13 protein-coding genes and 1 rRNA gene are annotated in these 14,950 nt (G+C 50.6%); 5 read left to right on the top strand and 9 right to left on the bottom strand.

Translation table 11 applies throughout. The features are described 5' to 3' along the window. From GSF01_RS25670 to dnaA, 9 genes are all read right to left on the bottom strand, one after another. A 16S ribosomal RNA gene (locus GSF01_RS25670) occupies positions 1-104 on the bottom strand; the annotation flags it as partial. 272 nt (positions 105-376) lie between these two features. Beyond that, positions 377-1,444, bottom strand: a complete 1,068-nt coding sequence (locus GSF01_RS25665; RefSeq protein WP_159888121.1) for an HD-GYP domain-containing protein — start codon at positions 1,442-1,444, stop codon at positions 377-379. A 145-nt stretch (positions 1,445-1,589) separates the two neighbouring features. Further along, positions 1,590-4,094: a DNA gyrase subunit A gene (gyrA, locus tag GSF01_RS25660; RefSeq protein WP_159888120.1), complete on the bottom strand. Its 2,505-nt coding sequence runs from the start codon at positions 4,092-4,094 to the stop codon at positions 1,590-1,592. A 336-nt stretch (positions 4,095-4,430) separates the two neighbouring features. Beyond that, positions 4,431-6,344 carry a DNA topoisomerase (ATP-hydrolyzing) subunit B gene (gene gyrB / locus GSF01_RS25655; RefSeq protein WP_159888119.1) on the bottom strand — a complete coding sequence of 638 codons (1,914 nt, stop codon included), beginning with the start codon at positions 6,342-6,344 and terminating at the stop codon, positions 4,431-4,433. Positions 6,345-6,478: 134 nt separating this feature from the next. Beyond that, positions 6,479-6,727, bottom strand: a complete 249-nt coding sequence (remB, locus tag GSF01_RS25650; RefSeq protein WP_159888118.1) for an extracellular matrix regulator RemB — start codon at positions 6,725-6,727, stop codon at positions 6,479-6,481. A gap of 32 nt (positions 6,728-6,759) precedes the next feature. Then, on the bottom strand, positions 6,760-7,866 hold the full coding sequence (gene recF, locus GSF01_RS25645) for a DNA replication/repair protein RecF (RefSeq protein ID WP_159888117.1): 1,107 nt from the start codon (positions 7,864-7,866) through the stop codon (positions 6,760-6,762). 17 nt (positions 7,867-7,883) lie between these two features. Beyond that, on the bottom strand, positions 7,884-8,102 hold the full coding sequence (yaaA, locus tag GSF01_RS25640) for a S4 domain-containing protein YaaA (protein ID WP_159888116.1): 219 nt from the start codon (positions 8,100-8,102) through the stop codon (positions 7,884-7,886). A gap of 41 nt (positions 8,103-8,143) precedes the next feature. Further along, entirely contained in the window at positions 8,144-9,286 is a 1,143-nt protein-coding gene (dnaN, locus tag GSF01_RS25635) for a DNA polymerase III subunit beta (protein ID WP_159888115.1), read from the bottom strand. A gap of 213 nt (positions 9,287-9,499) precedes the next feature. Continuing rightward, positions 9,500-10,864 carry a chromosomal replication initiator protein DnaA gene (dnaA, locus tag GSF01_RS25630; protein ID WP_159888114.1) on the bottom strand — a complete coding sequence of 455 codons (1,365 nt, stop codon included), beginning with the start codon at positions 10,862-10,864 and terminating at the stop codon, positions 9,500-9,502. A gap of 519 nt (positions 10,865-11,383) precedes the next feature. Between dnaA and rpmH the strand changes: the two genes are divergently transcribed. The 5 genes from rpmH (at position 11,384) to mnmE (ending at position 14,924) form a co-directional block, all read left to right on the top strand. Next, positions 11,384-11,518 carry a 50S ribosomal protein L34 gene (rpmH, locus tag GSF01_RS25625; protein WP_010502230.1) on the top strand — a complete coding sequence of 45 codons (135 nt, stop codon included), beginning with the start codon at positions 11,384-11,386 and terminating at the stop codon, positions 11,516-11,518. 99 nt (positions 11,519-11,617) lie between these two features. Continuing rightward, positions 11,618-11,983, top strand: a complete 366-nt coding sequence (gene rnpA / locus GSF01_RS25620) for a ribonuclease P protein component (protein WP_159888113.1) — start codon at positions 11,618-11,620, stop codon at positions 11,981-11,983. A gap of 66 nt (positions 11,984-12,049) precedes the next feature. Beyond that, positions 12,050-12,823, top strand: a complete 774-nt coding sequence (gene yidC, locus GSF01_RS25615) for a membrane protein insertase YidC (RefSeq protein WP_159888112.1) — start codon at positions 12,050-12,052, stop codon at positions 12,821-12,823. A gap of 14 nt (positions 12,824-12,837) precedes the next feature. Beyond that, positions 12,838-13,455 carry an RNA-binding cell elongation regulator Jag/EloR gene (gene jag / locus GSF01_RS25610; RefSeq protein WP_159888111.1) on the top strand — a complete coding sequence of 206 codons (618 nt, stop codon included), beginning with the start codon at positions 12,838-12,840 and terminating at the stop codon, positions 13,453-13,455. 92 nt (positions 13,456-13,547) lie between these two features. Then, positions 13,548-14,924, top strand: a complete 1,377-nt coding sequence (gene mnmE / locus GSF01_RS25605) for a tRNA uridine-5-carboxymethylaminomethyl(34) synthesis GTPase MnmE (protein WP_159888110.1) — start codon at positions 13,548-13,550, stop codon at positions 14,922-14,924. Positions 14,925-14,950 lie beyond the last annotated feature (26 nt).

The raw sequence follows: 14,950 nt of genomic DNA, 5'->3' as shown, positions 1-14,950 counted from the left end.
CCGTCCGCCGCTAACCTATCCCCGAAGGAATAAGTCCGCTCGACTTGCATGTATTAGGCACGCCGCCAGCGTTCGTCCTGAGCCAGGATCAAACTCTCCATTAAGGTTTGTTCGACTTGCTCAAAAGTTACTGCTAGCGAGAATTTTCATTCTCTATTTAACACTCACTCGTTGTTCAGTTTTCAAAGGACAATCCGTCGACCTCTCAATCGGCGACTTTTACAATATATCATATTCTGATATCTTAATGCAAGCTTTTTTTTAATTTAAGTTTTAAGTTAGGCTCAACTTACTAAAAAAAAGCTCCGCCGCCGAAGCAGCGAAGATTAATATATCACATAAAAACTTAACAAGTCAAGCATTCTTTTAGATCACTTTATCTTTGGATGACGTCTTCAATATACAAGCGCCGATCCGTCGTCAAATTGACGATATTCCCATTCACGTTAACCCATGGTCTTGTGGGATGAGCCCGATCTGAAAATACAATCTCACCGATGGTATGGTCGCTAAGCCTTACCAGCATCCCGTTATGGAAGGAGGTGACCTTCTGAACAAAGGTTTGAACCAATACAGGATCCATTTTGCCGAAGGCTTCGTCTTGAAGCTGCTCCAAAACCAGATAGGGAGAGACTCCTTTTTTATGAAAACGATCCGTCGTCATGGCATGAAACATATCCGATATAGCCACGATCTTCGCATAAGTATGGATCTTATCTCCTCGCGTACCCAGCGGATAGCCGGACCCGTCTTCCCGTTCATGATGCTGAAGCGCGCAAAGCTTAACTCCCTCATTAATAGCCGGGACGGTCTTCAGCATATTGTAGCCTATGACGGTATGCTGCTTCATTTCCTCGAGTTCCTTACCGGTAAGCTTGGTCGGCTTGAACAGAATTGCCGAGTCTACTTTGGCCGTTCCGATATCATGGAATAATCCGCCTAACGCAATAGGCATCAGATCCTTGACCGGCATTCCCGCCCATTTAGCCAAATAGTAGGAGGTCAGGCTTACCATAATGCTGTTATGATAAACGTAATCCTGTAATTGGAAATTTTTAGGACTGAAAGTTAGGATGTTATAATGGTTAATATATTTGATAAGTCCTTCAAGCGACGTCCTAATGTCCAGGATGGGCAGGTTTTCTCCACCCGAGTTGGCTGTTGTAAAGACGCGGCGGACCAGCTGCAGCATGTTCTCATACCAGTTATGAAAGGGCAGTACGGTGGCTGACGATTCCTCGGACCCTATATCCTCCGACCCTTGGACGGCTTCCGCATATCTAGAATCGATCTGGACAGAAGGAATCATAAACGCCCTAAGAATCTCCAGATCCCGCTCCGTTACAATTCGTCCCTTGGCAAACAAAACGTTGTTATACTTAGTCATGACATTCTCGATGATTCGCTCACCAAGTTTCAATTGGGAAACTGGAACAGTCGCCATAGGTGATTCCTCATTTCCGCTCAATGTAGCCAGAATGGGCACTAATTCCAGACACAAGCCCATTTCTGCAATCATTATAAACGAAAAAGAATGGGGATGTAACCCCATTCTTCTCTATTTTCAAAAACAACACAACAGCAGCGTCTTATTCTTCCGCGTCCTCGTCTCCTGTGTTCGCGGCCGTTTCATCCGCAGCCAGCTCGTCGAATTCGCTCTCTTCAGGCTCCTCGTCGCTTCTATCGACGCGCGCCAAGGTGGATACCTCATCCTCATCGCGGATATGAATAACGCGTACGCCCTGGGTGTTGCGTCCCATCAACGAAATGCCGCCCATACTTGTCCGGATGACGGTACCGAGCGCCGTGATGATCATGAGATCCTCATCCTCGCGCACGACCTTCAGGCCGACTACAGGGCCGTTCTTAGGCGTTACATTGAGCGTTTTGATACCCTTGCCGCCCCTGGATTGAATACGGTATTCCTCTACCGGGGTACGCTTGCCGTAGCCTTTGGACGTTACGATCAGGACACTATCGGTTTCCTGAGCCACGTCCATATCGATAACGACATCACCTTCGTCGAGCTGGATACCTTTCACTCCCGTCGCCGAGCGACCCATCGCGCGTACGTCATGCTCAGGGAAGTGAATGGACATGCCTTCCTTAGTTCCCATAATAATAGACTGGTTGCCGTCGGTCAGGCGCACGCCGATCAGATCGTCGTCTTCGCGCAGATTAATGGCGATAAGGCCTACCTTGCGGATGTTGCTGTAATCGTCAAGCGGTGTCTTTTTCACAATACCGTTCTTCGTCGCGAAAAATAAATATTTGTCCGAGTCGAAGCTTTCCACCGGTATGACCGCATTGATCGTCTCGCCCTGCTCGATCTGGAGCAGATTGATAATCGGCGTACCGCGAGCCGTACGGCTCAAATCTGGAATTTCATAAGCCTTCAGCCGGTATACCTTGCCTTTGTCCGTGAAGAACATCAGGTAATGATGGGAATTCGTGACGAACAGATGCTCGACAAAGTCGTTATCCTTCGTATCCATCCCGATCACGCCCTTGCCCCCACGGCGCTGGCTGCGGTAGGTGGTAACCGGCAGACGCTTGATATAGCCCGTATGGGTAATGGTGATGACCACATCCGTTTGAGGGATGAGATCCTCATCCTCGATGTCTCCGCCCATCGTAATTTCCGAGCGGCGGTCATCGCCGAATTTCTCTTTGATCTCGTTTAGCTCCGTGGTGATAATCTCAAGGACCAACTGCTCATCGGCAAGAATCGCTTTGTATTCGGCGATACGCTTCATAAGCTCGGCATATTCTTCCTCGATTTTCTCACGCTCTAAGCCTGTTAGGCGCTGTAAACGCATATCGAGAATAGCTTGAGCCTGATCTTGGCTTAACCCGAATCTCTCGATCAAGCCCTCACGGGCCTGCTCTGCGGTTCTCGAGCTGCGAATGAGCGCGATGACTTCATCCAGATGATCCAACGCGATCCGCAAGCCTTCTAGAATATGGGCCCTTGCTTCGGCTTTGCGCAGCTCATATTCCGTTCTGCGGCGAATAACAACCTTCTGATGCTCCAGGTAGTGGAACAGCATATCGCGCAGGTTAAGCACCTTCGGCTCGCCATTGACCAGAGCCAGCATGATGATCCCGAAATTGGACTGCATAGCCGTTTGTTTGAACAGATTGTTCAGTACGACATTGGGATTGACATCGCGACGAAGCTCGATTACAATCCGCATACCATTGCGGTCGGACTCGTCGCGAAGATCGGTGATTCCCTCTATTTTCTTCTCGCGAACGAGCTCCGCGATCTTCTCAATCAAGCGAGCCTTGTTGACCTGATAAGGCAATTCATGCACGATGATTCGCGCTTTGTTGCCCGATTCCTCGATATCGGCCTTCGCGCGCATCGTCACGGAGCCGCGTCCGGTAGAATAGGCGGAGCGAATGCCTTCCCGTCCCATAATGTAGCCGCCGGTCGGGAAGTCCGGGCCCTTGATGGATTGCATCAGATCGAGTGAAGTCACGTCCGGATTCTCAATCATTTGCTGAATGCCATTGATGACCTCTACCAGGTTATGCGGCGGAATGTTTGTGGCCATCCCGACCGCGATCCCCGATGAACCGTTGACGAGCAAATTCGGAAACCGGGCCGGCAATACAACCGGCTCTTGCTCTTCGCCGTCATAGTTCGGAGCAAAGTCGATGGTCTCTTTATTAATATCACGCAGCAGTTCCATAGCGATCTTGGACAGACGCGCTTCGGTATAACGCATGGCTGCCGCCATATCGCCGTCGATCGATCCGAAGTTGCCATGCCCGTCGACCAGCATGTAACGCAGGGAAAAGTCTTGTGCCATCCGGACCATCGTCTCGTAGACGGCGCTGTCGCCGTGCGGGTGATACTTACCGATAACTTCGCCGACGATTCTTGCCGATTTCTTATACGGCTTGTCCGGGGCCATGCCAAGCTCGGACATCGCAAATAGGATGCGGCGGTGAACCGGCTTTAGTCCGTCCCGGACGTCGGGCAGCGCACGGCTGACGATAATGCTCATCGCATAGTCCATAAAGGACGTGCGCATCTCTGAGCCGATATCGATTTCTTTGATCTGCGAACGGGATTCTTCCGACATGTGTACCTCCTACAAGTTTACGGAGCAGGCCGCTTCGTATGAGTTGATAGTAGTGCTGGATGACGAACGCTGCAGCTTATGCACATTCACATTAGTTAAAGAATTCCTTCGTACGCTAGGCATCCTGAGTAATCACAGGAAGCTTTCGCACCGTATCCGACATAACGGTCGGACGTATGCGCGCATACGTTTTCACTGGCCGTTCGGTATAATAAACAGAGGAACCGCCCGAGTGAACGAACCCGGGCGCCTCAAGCAGTACGCATAGCATCGAAATTCAGCCCTGACCGAATCGACTGAGCTTCTTATACTAAATCCCTCGATGTGGAATAAAGACTAAACATCGAGATTTTTCACATATTTGGCATGCTGTTGAATGAAATCGCGCCGCGGCTCCACGTTGTCGCCCATAAGTGTATCGAACATAATATCGGCTTCGATCGCATCCTGGATGCTGACCTGAAGCATTGAGCGGCTCTCCGGGTCCATAGTCGTTTCCCACAGCTGACCCGGGTTCATCTCGCCGAGACCCTTGTAACGCTGGACGTTGATCTTGACTCCTTCGCCAAACTCGGCCGTAATCTGCTCGCGCTGCTTGTCGTTATAAGCGTAGCGGATCGTTTTGTTGCGCTCCAGCTTGTAGAGCGGCGGCTGGGCGATATAAACATAGCCAGCCTCGATGATCTTGCGCATGTACCGGTAGAAGAAGGTCAGCAGCAGCGTACGAATATGCGCGCCGTCGACATCGGCATCCGTCATGATGATGATCTTATGATAACGCGCCTTGGCGAGATCGAAGTCATCGCCGATACCAGTGCCGAGCGCTGTGATGATGGCGCGGATTTCGGCGTTGGACAAAATTTTGTCCAGTCGGGACTTCTCAACGTTCAAAATTTTACCGCGCAATGGCAAGATCGCCTGGAAGTGCCGATCCCGTCCTTGTTTGGCTGAGCCGCCGGCCGAATCACCTTCGACAATATAAACTTCGCTGATCGAAGCATCCTTGGAGGAGCAGTCAGCAAGCTTGCCGGGCAGCGAGCTTACTTCAAGCGCACTTTTGCGCCGCGTCAGCTCACGCGCTTTACGCGCGGCCTCGCGGGCCCGCTGCGCCGATACGCCCTTCTCCACAATCTTCTTGGCGATGGAAGGATTTTCTTCCAGAAATTCCTGCAGCTTCTCGGCAAATAACGACTCCACAATCCCGCGAACCTCGCTGTTGCCAAGCTTGGTCTTGGTCTGGCCTTCGAATTGCGGATCAGGAATTTTAACCGAAATAATAGCTGTCAAGCCTTCGCGAACATCATCGCCCGACAGATTTGCATCGCTTTCCTTAATCGTATTGTATTTGCGGGCATATTCATTCAGAACACGGGTCAAGGCGCTCTTAAAGCCGGATTCATGCGTTCCGCCCTCATGCGTATTGATATTGTTGGCGAACGAGTATATGTTCTCCGTGTAGCTGTCATTGTACTGCAGAGCGACCTCTACCTGGATATTATCTTTGTTACCTTCGACATAAATCGGAGGCTGGTGAAGCGCTTCGCGCGTGCGGTTCAGGTACTCGACGAAAGAAATGATGCCGCCTTCGTAAATAAAGGTCTGGCTTTCGTTCGTACGTTCGTCGGTCAGTACGATTTCAATCCCGCGGTTAAGGAAGGCCAGCTCGCGAATTCGAGATTGCAGCGTATCGATATCGAACTCCGTAGTTTCGGTGAATACGGTCTCGTCCGGCCAGAAGGTCACCGTCGTACCGGTATCTTCCGTTTCCCCGATCTCCTTAAGTTCATACTGGGGAACCCCGCAGCGATATTCCTGCTGGTACACTTTGCCCTTTAATTTGACCGTAACGACCAGCTTCTTGGAGAGAGCATTGACGACGGAAACCCCGACTCCATGCAGCCCGCCGGACACCTTATAGCCCTCGCCTCCGAACTTACCGCCGGCATGGAGCACCGTAAGCACGACCTCGACGGTCGACTTCTTCAGCTTCGTATTTTGGCCCACGGGAATACCGCGACCGTTGTCAATGACGGTAATGCTGTTATCGGAATGGACCGTGATTTGGATCCTTGTGCAATAGCCGGCCAATGCTTCGTCAATACTATTGTCAACGACTTCCCAGACTAAGTGGTGAAGTCCCCGAGCGCTTGTGGAGCCGATATACATACCAGGTCTTTTGCGTACCGCTTCCAGACCTTCAAGCACCTGTATCTGACTTTCATCATAGGTTGTACCCGGATTTACAGACATGCAGACACCCACTTTTCCATGATAAGAACTGTGTTAGCCTCGAGCCGAGGCCATTGGCAGGATGAGCGACCGCGTTCAGCGGTCGTAGTGGTTCCCGCCAAACTTTAAACCGTGCTAAAACGCACGAAAAAACATTACGTCGTTAGCAGCTGATGCGCACGTTTCTTCAAGGTCATCGATGAGATCGGAGAATAATAGACCTTTGTCTGGGTAACGACAAGCGATTTACTTTCTTCCTCACCGATAACCTCGACCCGCTTCTCCTTGCTCGCATAGGTTACAAACTGCTTGGATATTTTTGAAGATTTCTCGATGGACAAGTCAAAAATGGCGATTAGCTCCGACGCCCGGATAATTTTCTCCCCGCCTAAATGGATAAACATAGAGGAAGCCCACTCCTTATCGGGAAATCGATCTATATGAAGCTTCCGTCCCGCACATGAATTACGGAAGCACTTTCCAATTTTGACAAATCTATACTTTCAATTCCGGTCGTTGTAATGAACGTCTGAACCTTGCTCTGGAACGTTTCGATCAGCTGGGTCTGGCGAAACTGGTCCAGTTCGGATAAAACGTCATCGAGAAGCAGGAGGGGATATTCGCCGACTTCCTCGCCAATTAGCTCGATCTCAGCCAACTTCAAAGACAACGCAGTCGTGCGTTGCTGTCCTTGGGATCCAAACGTCTGCGCTTCCCTGCCGTTGATATAAAAGCGCAAATCGTCTCGGTGCGGGCCGACCAGTGTAACGCCTCGTCGCAATTCCTGTTCTTTTACCTGTGATAACTTTATCATAAACTGTTCAAATAAAACAGCGTCTTCTTGTTCCAGGAACGAAGATAGAGCGCTGTCGTACTCGATTTGAAGCCTTTCTTGTCCGTTTGTAATGCCGGCATGAATCCTTTCAGCCCAATTCTGCAGCTTTTTTATAAAGCTTTGACGTTTTTTAATAATTTTAGTACCAAATTGCGCCAATTGTTCATTCCAGACGTCCAACAGAGGCGTTTTTCCCGCCGAACCGAACATTTGTTTGAGGTAATTGTTGCGCTGCACGAGAATCTTGTTGTACTGCGACAGGTCATACAAATAAGCCGGATGCACCTGTCCGATCTCCATGTCGAGGAACCGGCGGCGAACGCCGGGCGCCCCCTTCACGATCTCCAGATCCTCCGGAGCAAACATGACGACATTGAGGGACCCGATAAAATTACTGAGCTTGCGCTGCTCCAGCCCATTGACCTTGGCGCGCTTCCCTTGATTGGAAATCGACAGATCCAGCTGCAGCGAGCCGTACCGCTTTTCGATTTCCCCATGAAGCAGCGCCGTCTTCTCCGTCCACCGGATCAGTTCCTTGTCCTGGTTCGTACGGTGCGACTTGGTCAGCGCAAGCACATAGATCGCTTCCAGCAAGTTCGTCTTCCCCTGGGCATTCGGACCGACGATGATGTTAACCATCTGGTCCGTCGCAAACTCGATATGCTCATAGTTGCGGTAGTTCTGGACCGATAGCTTTTTCAATAGCACGGATGTCTTCCTCCCACCTACTGCTCCTGCACAACCTGGAATTCGCCGCAGCCGTCGACAACGACGCGGTCCCCGGCTCTCAGCTTCCGGCCCCGGCGGTTCTCCGCCTCTCCGTTCACAACGATCTTCGTTTCCTGCAGAAAACTTTTGGCATGTCCACCTGTGGATATGCAATCCGACAGCTTCAAAAACTGCCCGAGCGTAATATAGTCCGTATGAATCGATATCGGTTTCATTCGCTTCGCCTTCCCTTCTCGCCTTGCTTGACTAGGCTGTCTTACGTTGTTGTCCGGTAAGGCAGGATAAGCTGAAGCAGGCTCGCTTGCTCATCCGGCCGGATGATGATCGGCTGCATGGCGCCGGTAAAGCCAATGTGAATATGGTGGCTGTCCATCACCTTGAGCGCATCGAGCATGTATTTGGAGTTGAAAGAAATGCGCAGCAGTTCCCCGGTCAAGCTCTCCGTGTTCAATTCCTCGGTGACTTTGCCTAGCTCTGAGGAGCTGGAAGAGATCTCGATCGTTTGGTCCTCGCGCATGACCAGCTTGACGATGTTGCTTTTGTCTTCACGGGACAGCAGATAAGCCCGGTCGATCGCATCGACCAGATTGTCGGTTTGTACCACAAGCTGAGTTTGGTAGGACTGCGGGATCAGCTTGGACGTATCCGGATAGGTGCCTTCCAGAATACGGGTGTAGAACAAGATGGAATTCATCTTAAAGAGCACCTGATTATCAGCAAATACGACGTCGATCAGCGTATTTTGATCAGGCAAAATTTTGGAGAGCTCATTCAGCGTCTTGCCGGCAATCGCGACATTCGACAAGGTCAGCCCTTCCTCGGTATCGATCGGCGTTTCGCGGGTTGCGAGACGGTGCCGGTCACAGGCTATGAATTTGAGCTTGCCATCGGCAATCGACCACAAAATCCCGGTCAGTATCGGCGTCGCTTCATTCGTCGAGACGGCAAAGGACGTTTGCTTGATCATCGTCTTCAGCACATCGCTTGGAATCTGGATACGCTTGCTTTCTTCGATGCCGGGCATGATCGGGTATTCTTCCGGATCAAGTCCCATCAGCTGGATCTCCGAGGAGCCGGAGCGGATGATCGTTTGGAAATGCTCTTTAACCTCGATTTCGATATGCTGGGCCGGCAGCTTGCGGATAATTTCTACAAAAAATTTGGAAGGAAGGACTACGCTCCCCGATTGCTTCATCTCGATGACCTGAAGCTCGCCTTTTTCTATCGGGATAAAGCTCTGAATCGAAATATCCGTGTCGCTGGCCGTTAGCGTCATCCCGGATGAATCCGCATCTATTTTGATACCGGTGAGAATGGGAATGGTCGTTTTGTTCGAAATGGCTTTATACACATGCTGAATGGACTCGTTCAAAAAATCTTTAAGGACCGATAATTTCATAATGTCACTCCTACAGGTTCTAAAGTGGGCCAGATGGTCATATGCATCTATATTACATGTTTTTTTTATTTAGTTGAAGTAGTAGGGGCGTCTAATATGTGGATATGTGCATGAACAACGCAAAACCAAAGCCTATCCACATGTGAATAGTTTGTGCATAGGCTTTGGTTTATTCAGCTGTGAATCGATGCCCGGAGGTTCGCTTCACCACGCTTACATCGTCACGTTTTTCACTTTTTCCGTAATATTTTGGATGATTTTATATAATTCCTGGTCAGCCTTGATCGCTTCCGATATTTTCTCATGCGCATGGATGACGGTGGTATGATCGCGCCCGCCAAAAGCCTCGCCGATCTTCGGCAGAGAGAAATCGGTCATCTCGCGGGCCATATACATGGCAATCTGCCTCGGGAAAGCAACCATTTTGGTCCGCTTCCTCGCTTTAAAATCCTCGATCTTAAGGCCGTAAAACTCCCCGACCTTCTGCTGAATATCCTGAATCGTAATAACGCGGGGCCGGCTGCTCGGGATAATATCCTTCAGCGCTTCCGCCGCCAGATGGGACGTGATGTCCTTGTTAATCAAGGAGGAATAAGCTACGACACGGATTAACGCGCCTTCCAGCTCGCGGATATTCGTATCGATCTGGTTGGCTATGTACACCATAGCCTCATTGGGAATGTCCAGATTCTCGGCCTTCGCCTTCTTCCGGAGAATGGCAATCCTTGTTTCGAGATCCGGAGGCTGAATGTCCGTAATCAGACCCCATTCAAAGCGGGAACGCAGCCTTTCTTCCAGGGTGGGGATTTCTTTGGGCGGACGGTCGCTGGAGATGATGATTTGCTTGCGTTCCTCATGAAGGGCATTGAACGTGTGGAAAAATTCTTCCTGTGTTCCTTCTTTTCCGGCAAGAAACTGAATATCATCAATTAACAGCACGTCGATCGTCCTGTATTTGTTGCGGAAATCCTCGCCGCGATTGTCCCGGACGGCATTAATGAATTCGTTGGTGAATTTCTCGGATGAAATATACATGACACGGGCGCTCGGATTGTGCTCAAGCACGTAGTGTCCGATGGCATGCATCAAGTGAGTTTTCCCAAGTCCCACGCCTCCGTAAAGAAACAACGGATTGTAAGCTTTGGCGGGCGCTTCCGCGACCGCAAGCGAGGCGGCATGGGCGAATCTGTTCCCGGATCCGATAACGAAGGTATCGAATGTGTATTTCGCGTTCATCATATGAGCGAAGGTTTCTTCGGCCGCGGACCTGGCTTTCGCTGGAGGAATGACAGGTGTGGGGGGCGCACCGAACGAATGCGTATCGTCGTCGGATTCAATGATGAACTTCAGCTCGACCTGCTTGCCGGTATAATCGTAGACGGCTTCTTTGATGTGCTTGGTATACCGGTTTTCAAGCCAGTCACGCGCGAAATTATTTGGGGTACAGATGACGACGGCCGATTCGTTGAATGCGACAGCCCTTGTGGAGATCAGCCACGTTTCGTAGCTGGGTTTGCTCACCCTTTTTTGCAAAATGGAAAGGACTTGCTGCCATTGTTCGTTAGGATGGCTTTCCACAAATTATTCACTCCTTCAGCTGGATACCGGTGCAGCGCTCTTTCGCGCGGCTGTAGAAAAAAAATGAAAGGTGTCGGAATTCATCCACAGTATGCAGATGAGCGACAAACCTCTTATACAGAACCTTGTAAATTGTTCACAAAACTATCCACAGGCTGTTGATAACTTTTGACGGACTATGGAGTATCCACAAAGGAAAACATATTCATGATATCAAAAAAGACCTTGATCCGCAATGGAAGGTTCCGATTTATCCACATACCCAATACCTTGTGTATAAAAGTTATCAACAGCACAAGATATTGTTTATAATCTGTTTACATTTCGACAAATTCGGCGGAAATCCGATTTTTTTTATGCACAGGGGGGGAGAGGAATTTTTGGAAGGGGCTTGTGTATAACTTTTTGAGCGTAAGGGGGAAAGCGGCTGGTTGACTTTTGGCTTGTAAAATGGTTTAATGTTGTAAGGTATTTTCGGGATTGGAATAAATCCTGTCCTAGAGGAGGTGCACGATCGAAATGAGACCGACATTTAAGCCGAATGTAAGAAAACGCAAGAAGGTTCACGGCTTCCGTAAAAGAATGAGCACAAAGAATGGCCGCAAGGTTCTTGCTGCTCGTCGCCTTAAAGGAAGAAAAGTGCTGAGTGCCTAAGACGAAAGACCACTGCCCGGTGGTCTTTTTTGTTTTTCATATATGGAAGCAAGAGATGAGCTGGGCGTTAATCGAAAGACGTATGGGAGAGATCCTGAGGTGGAAAAGAAGAATCGGCTGACCAAACGGGAATATTTCGATAAGGTGTACAGGCATGGCAAGTCGTCGGCCAATCACCAGTTCGTGCTCTATTATAAGCCGCAGCCGCGGCAGGAATCGTTTCGCTTCGGCGTGTCGGTCAGCAAGAAGCTCGGCAATGCCGTCGTACGCAACCGGATCCGACGCGTCTTGAAGGAAATTATCCGGCTGAATGCGGATCGGCTGCCTGGCGGCTACGATCTGATTTTGATCGCGCGCAAGCCGGTAACCCAGATGTCGTATCACGAGATGGAAAAGAGCGTTTTCCATGTGCTGAAGCGGGCGTCGCTGCTGCGTCCGCGGGAGCAGGCGAAACCTGTGGATTAGTTTCTTTGTGAGTCCGAATGTGATATAGTTTATTATTGGAAAAGATGAAGCTGGGAGGATGTCCTTTTGACGCGTCGATTATTAAAATATATGCCTTTGACGGCATTGCTGCTGCTGGCAGGATGTAGCAATCCGGCTACGGCCAAATTGGATCGGGAGAACAGCTTTTGGGACAAGTATTTCGTAGGTCCGCTGTCGGACACGCTCGATTGGTTCGCCAATCTGATGGGAGGTTCTTACGGACTTTCGATCCTGGTCGTGACGATTATTATCCGGATGATCATTTTGCCGCTGACGCTCAAGCAGTACAAGAGCTCCAAACGGATGCAGGAAGTACAGCCTGAAATCAAGAAGCTCCAGGCTAAATATAAGGATGACCCGAAAAAAGTCCAGGAAGAGACGATGAAGCTGTTCCAGAAGGAAGGCGTCAATCCGCTTGCCGGATGTTTCCCGATTCTGGTTCAGATGCCGATCCTGATCGCCTTGTATAACGCGATTATGCGTAATCCGGATATCGGCACCCACTCGTTCCTTTGGCTCGAGCTTGGACAGAAGGACCCGTATTATATTTTGCCGCTGCTCGCAGCGCTGACTACCTTCCTTCAACAGAAGATGATGTCCTCGCAGATGAATCCGCAGATGCAAAGCTTGATGTTTATCTTCCCGGTGCTGATCTTCGTTATGGCCATGAACTTTGCCGCAGCATTGCCGCTATACTGGGTATACAGCAACTTGTTTACCGTTGTACAAACTTATTTTATTTATGGGAAACCGTCGGCGGCCAAGGGCGTAGAGGTTGTCGAAACCAAGTCTAAGAAAACCGGCGGATCTAAAAAATAAGGGTGGCCGATGAGATGAAAAAAATAGTGGTAACGGGCAAAACGATCGAAGACGCTGTTCGCAGCGGATTGTTGCAGCTCGGCACAACCGAAGACCGGGTTAACGTTCAAGTCTTGGAGCAGCCCTCCAAAGGGTTGTTCGGCCTCATCGGCGTGAAGAACGCCAAGGTTGAGCTGGAGCTGCTGCCCGATGCCATGGAAGAAGCCGTCAAGTTCCTGCAGGACATCCTGCGCACGATGGAGCTGGATGTGCGTATCGAACAAAAGCAGGACAAGGAAGGCATAGAGCTTCATATGCATGGAGGCGAACTCGGCATGCTGATCGGGCGCCGCGGCCAGACGCTGGATGCTCTGCAATACCTGGTCAATATCGTGGCCAACCGTTATTCCGACCGTCATCTGCGTGTTGTGCTGGATGCCGAGCAGTTTCGGGAGCGCCGGAAGAAGACGCTGGAGGAGCTGGCGGACCGGCTGGCCGACCGTGCCATCCGCACGAAGAAAGAGGTTGTGCTGGAGCCCATGTCTCCCCAGGAGCGCAAGGTGATTCATTATCAACTGCAACAACACCCGAGAGTAAAGACGTTCAGCCGCGGAGAAGATCCGAATCGCCGGGTTGTTATCGTATTACGTTGATCTGATGCTGCAATGACGTCATGGTTCGAATGACTTCATTGCTTTTTCTTTAGTTAGGATGCTTCAACTATAAAAATGAGGTGCGAATGGACATGATGCAGGACACCATCGCGGCGATCGCGACCCCTTCCGGCGAGGGGGGCATCGCGGTCATACGCGTGAGCGGAGATGAGGCCGTCGCAGTAAGCGACCGGCTGTTCAGCGGCAAGTCAAGGCTTGAGAATGTACCGACGCATACGGTACACTACGGGTTTATCCGGGAGCCGAGAACCGGAATTCGGATGGAGGAAGTGCTTGTTACCGTTATGCGGGGGCCACGCTCTTTTACCAAGGAAGATGTGGTGGAGATCAGCTGCCACGGGGGATTTGTGTCCGTGCGCAAGGTGCTGGACCTGCTGCTGGAGAACGGAGCCAGACTCGCCGAGCCGGGAGAGTTTACGAAACGGGCTTACTTGAACGGACGCATCGACTTGTCTCAGGCGGAGGCTGTTATCGATCTGATCCGCGCCAAGTCCGACCGCGCCTTCCGTATTGCGATGAAGCAGTCCGAAGGCAGTCTGTCGAAGCGAATCGCGGAGCTGCGCCATCGGCTGGTGGAGCTGATGGCTCACATCGAAGTGAATATCGATTATCCCGAACACGATGTCGAAGAGCTGACCAATTCGTATATTAAGGATAAGTGCCTAGCAGCGCTGGAAGATATCGAGCGTTTACTGGCGACCGCCGAACAGGGTAAAATCTTGCGTGAGGGCTTAGTGACGGCGATCATCGGCAGGCCGAATGTCGGGAAGTCATCGCTATTGAACACGCTGGCCCAGGAGGACCGTGCTATCGTAACGGATATTGCCGGAACGACGCGCGATGTGGTGGAAGAGTATGTGCATGTGAACGGCATTCCGCTGAAGCTGCTCGATACGGCCGGTATCCGGGAGACGAGCGATGTGGTGGAGAAAATTGGGGTTGAGAAATCCCGTCAGGCGCTGTCGGACGCAGACCTGATTCTGCTCGTATTCAACGGAGCGGAGCCGCTGCTGGCCGAGGAACGCGAGATGGTGAAGGAACTAGCCGATCGCCAGGTAATCGCCATCGTCAATAAGGTCGACCTGCCTCAACAGCTGGAGCTTGAGGAGCTTGTGAAGGCTTTCGGAGAAGATCGCGTGGTCCGCATGTCTCTGCTTGAGCATGAGGGAATCTCCGAATTGGAAAAAGCGATCGCTGGTATTTTCTTCAGCGGTCAGGTCGAAGCAAACGATCTGACCTACGTCAGCAATGCGCGGCATATTCATCTGTTAAAGTCGGCCAAATCCGACTTGACGGAAGCTTATACGGCTGCGGAAGGTTTCGTTCCGATCGACATGATTCAAATCGACATCCGCAACGCCTGGGAGCATCTGGGGGAAATTATCGGAGATGCGGTCAGCGAATCGTTAATTAATCAAATCTTTTCTCAGTTTTGTCTGGGGAAATAAGCATACAAAGCAAGTTCTATATTTGT

Origin of the sequence: Paenibacillus puerhi, from assembly GCF_009846885.1 — a bacterium.
GTDB lineage: Bacteria > Bacillota > Bacilli > Paenibacillales > NBRC-103111 > Paenibacillus_G > Paenibacillus_G puerhi.
Note: the sequence above shows the minus strand (reverse complement) of the source record. Positions and strands in the feature narration are given on the sequence as shown.

Bases quoted from the DNA above. Each gene is read 5' to 3' on its own strand.
- GSF01_RS25665 (WP_159888121.1), bottom strand. From the start codon at position 1,444: ATGGCGACTGTTCCAGTTTCCCAATTGAAACTTGGTGAGCGAATCATC.
- gyrA (WP_159888120.1), bottom strand. From the start codon at position 4,094: ATGTCGGAAGAATCCCGTTCGCAGATCAAAGAAATCGATATCGGCTCA.
- gyrB (WP_159888119.1), bottom strand. From the start codon at position 6,344: ATGTCTGTAAATCCGGGTACAACCTATGATGAAAGTCAGATACAGGTG.
- remB (WP_159888118.1), bottom strand. From the start codon at position 6,727: ATGTTTATCCATTTAGGCGGGGAGAAAATTATCCGGGCGTCGGAGCTA.
- yaaA (WP_159888116.1), bottom strand. From the start codon at position 8,102: ATGAAACCGATATCGATTCATACGGACTATATTACGCTCGGGCAGTTT.
- dnaN (WP_159888115.1), bottom strand. From the start codon at position 9,286: ATGAAATTATCGGTCCTTAAAGATTTTTTGAACGAGTCCATTCAGCAT.
- rpmH (WP_010502230.1), top strand. From the start codon at position 11,384: ATGAGACCGACATTTAAGCCGAATGTAAGAAAACGCAAGAAGGTTCAC.
- jag (WP_159888111.1), top strand. From the start codon at position 12,838: ATGAAAAAAATAGTGGTAACGGGCAAAACGATCGAAGACGCTGTTCGC.
- mnmE (WP_159888110.1), top strand. From the start codon at position 13,548: ATGATGCAGGACACCATCGCGGCGATCGCGACCCCTTCCGGCGAGGGG.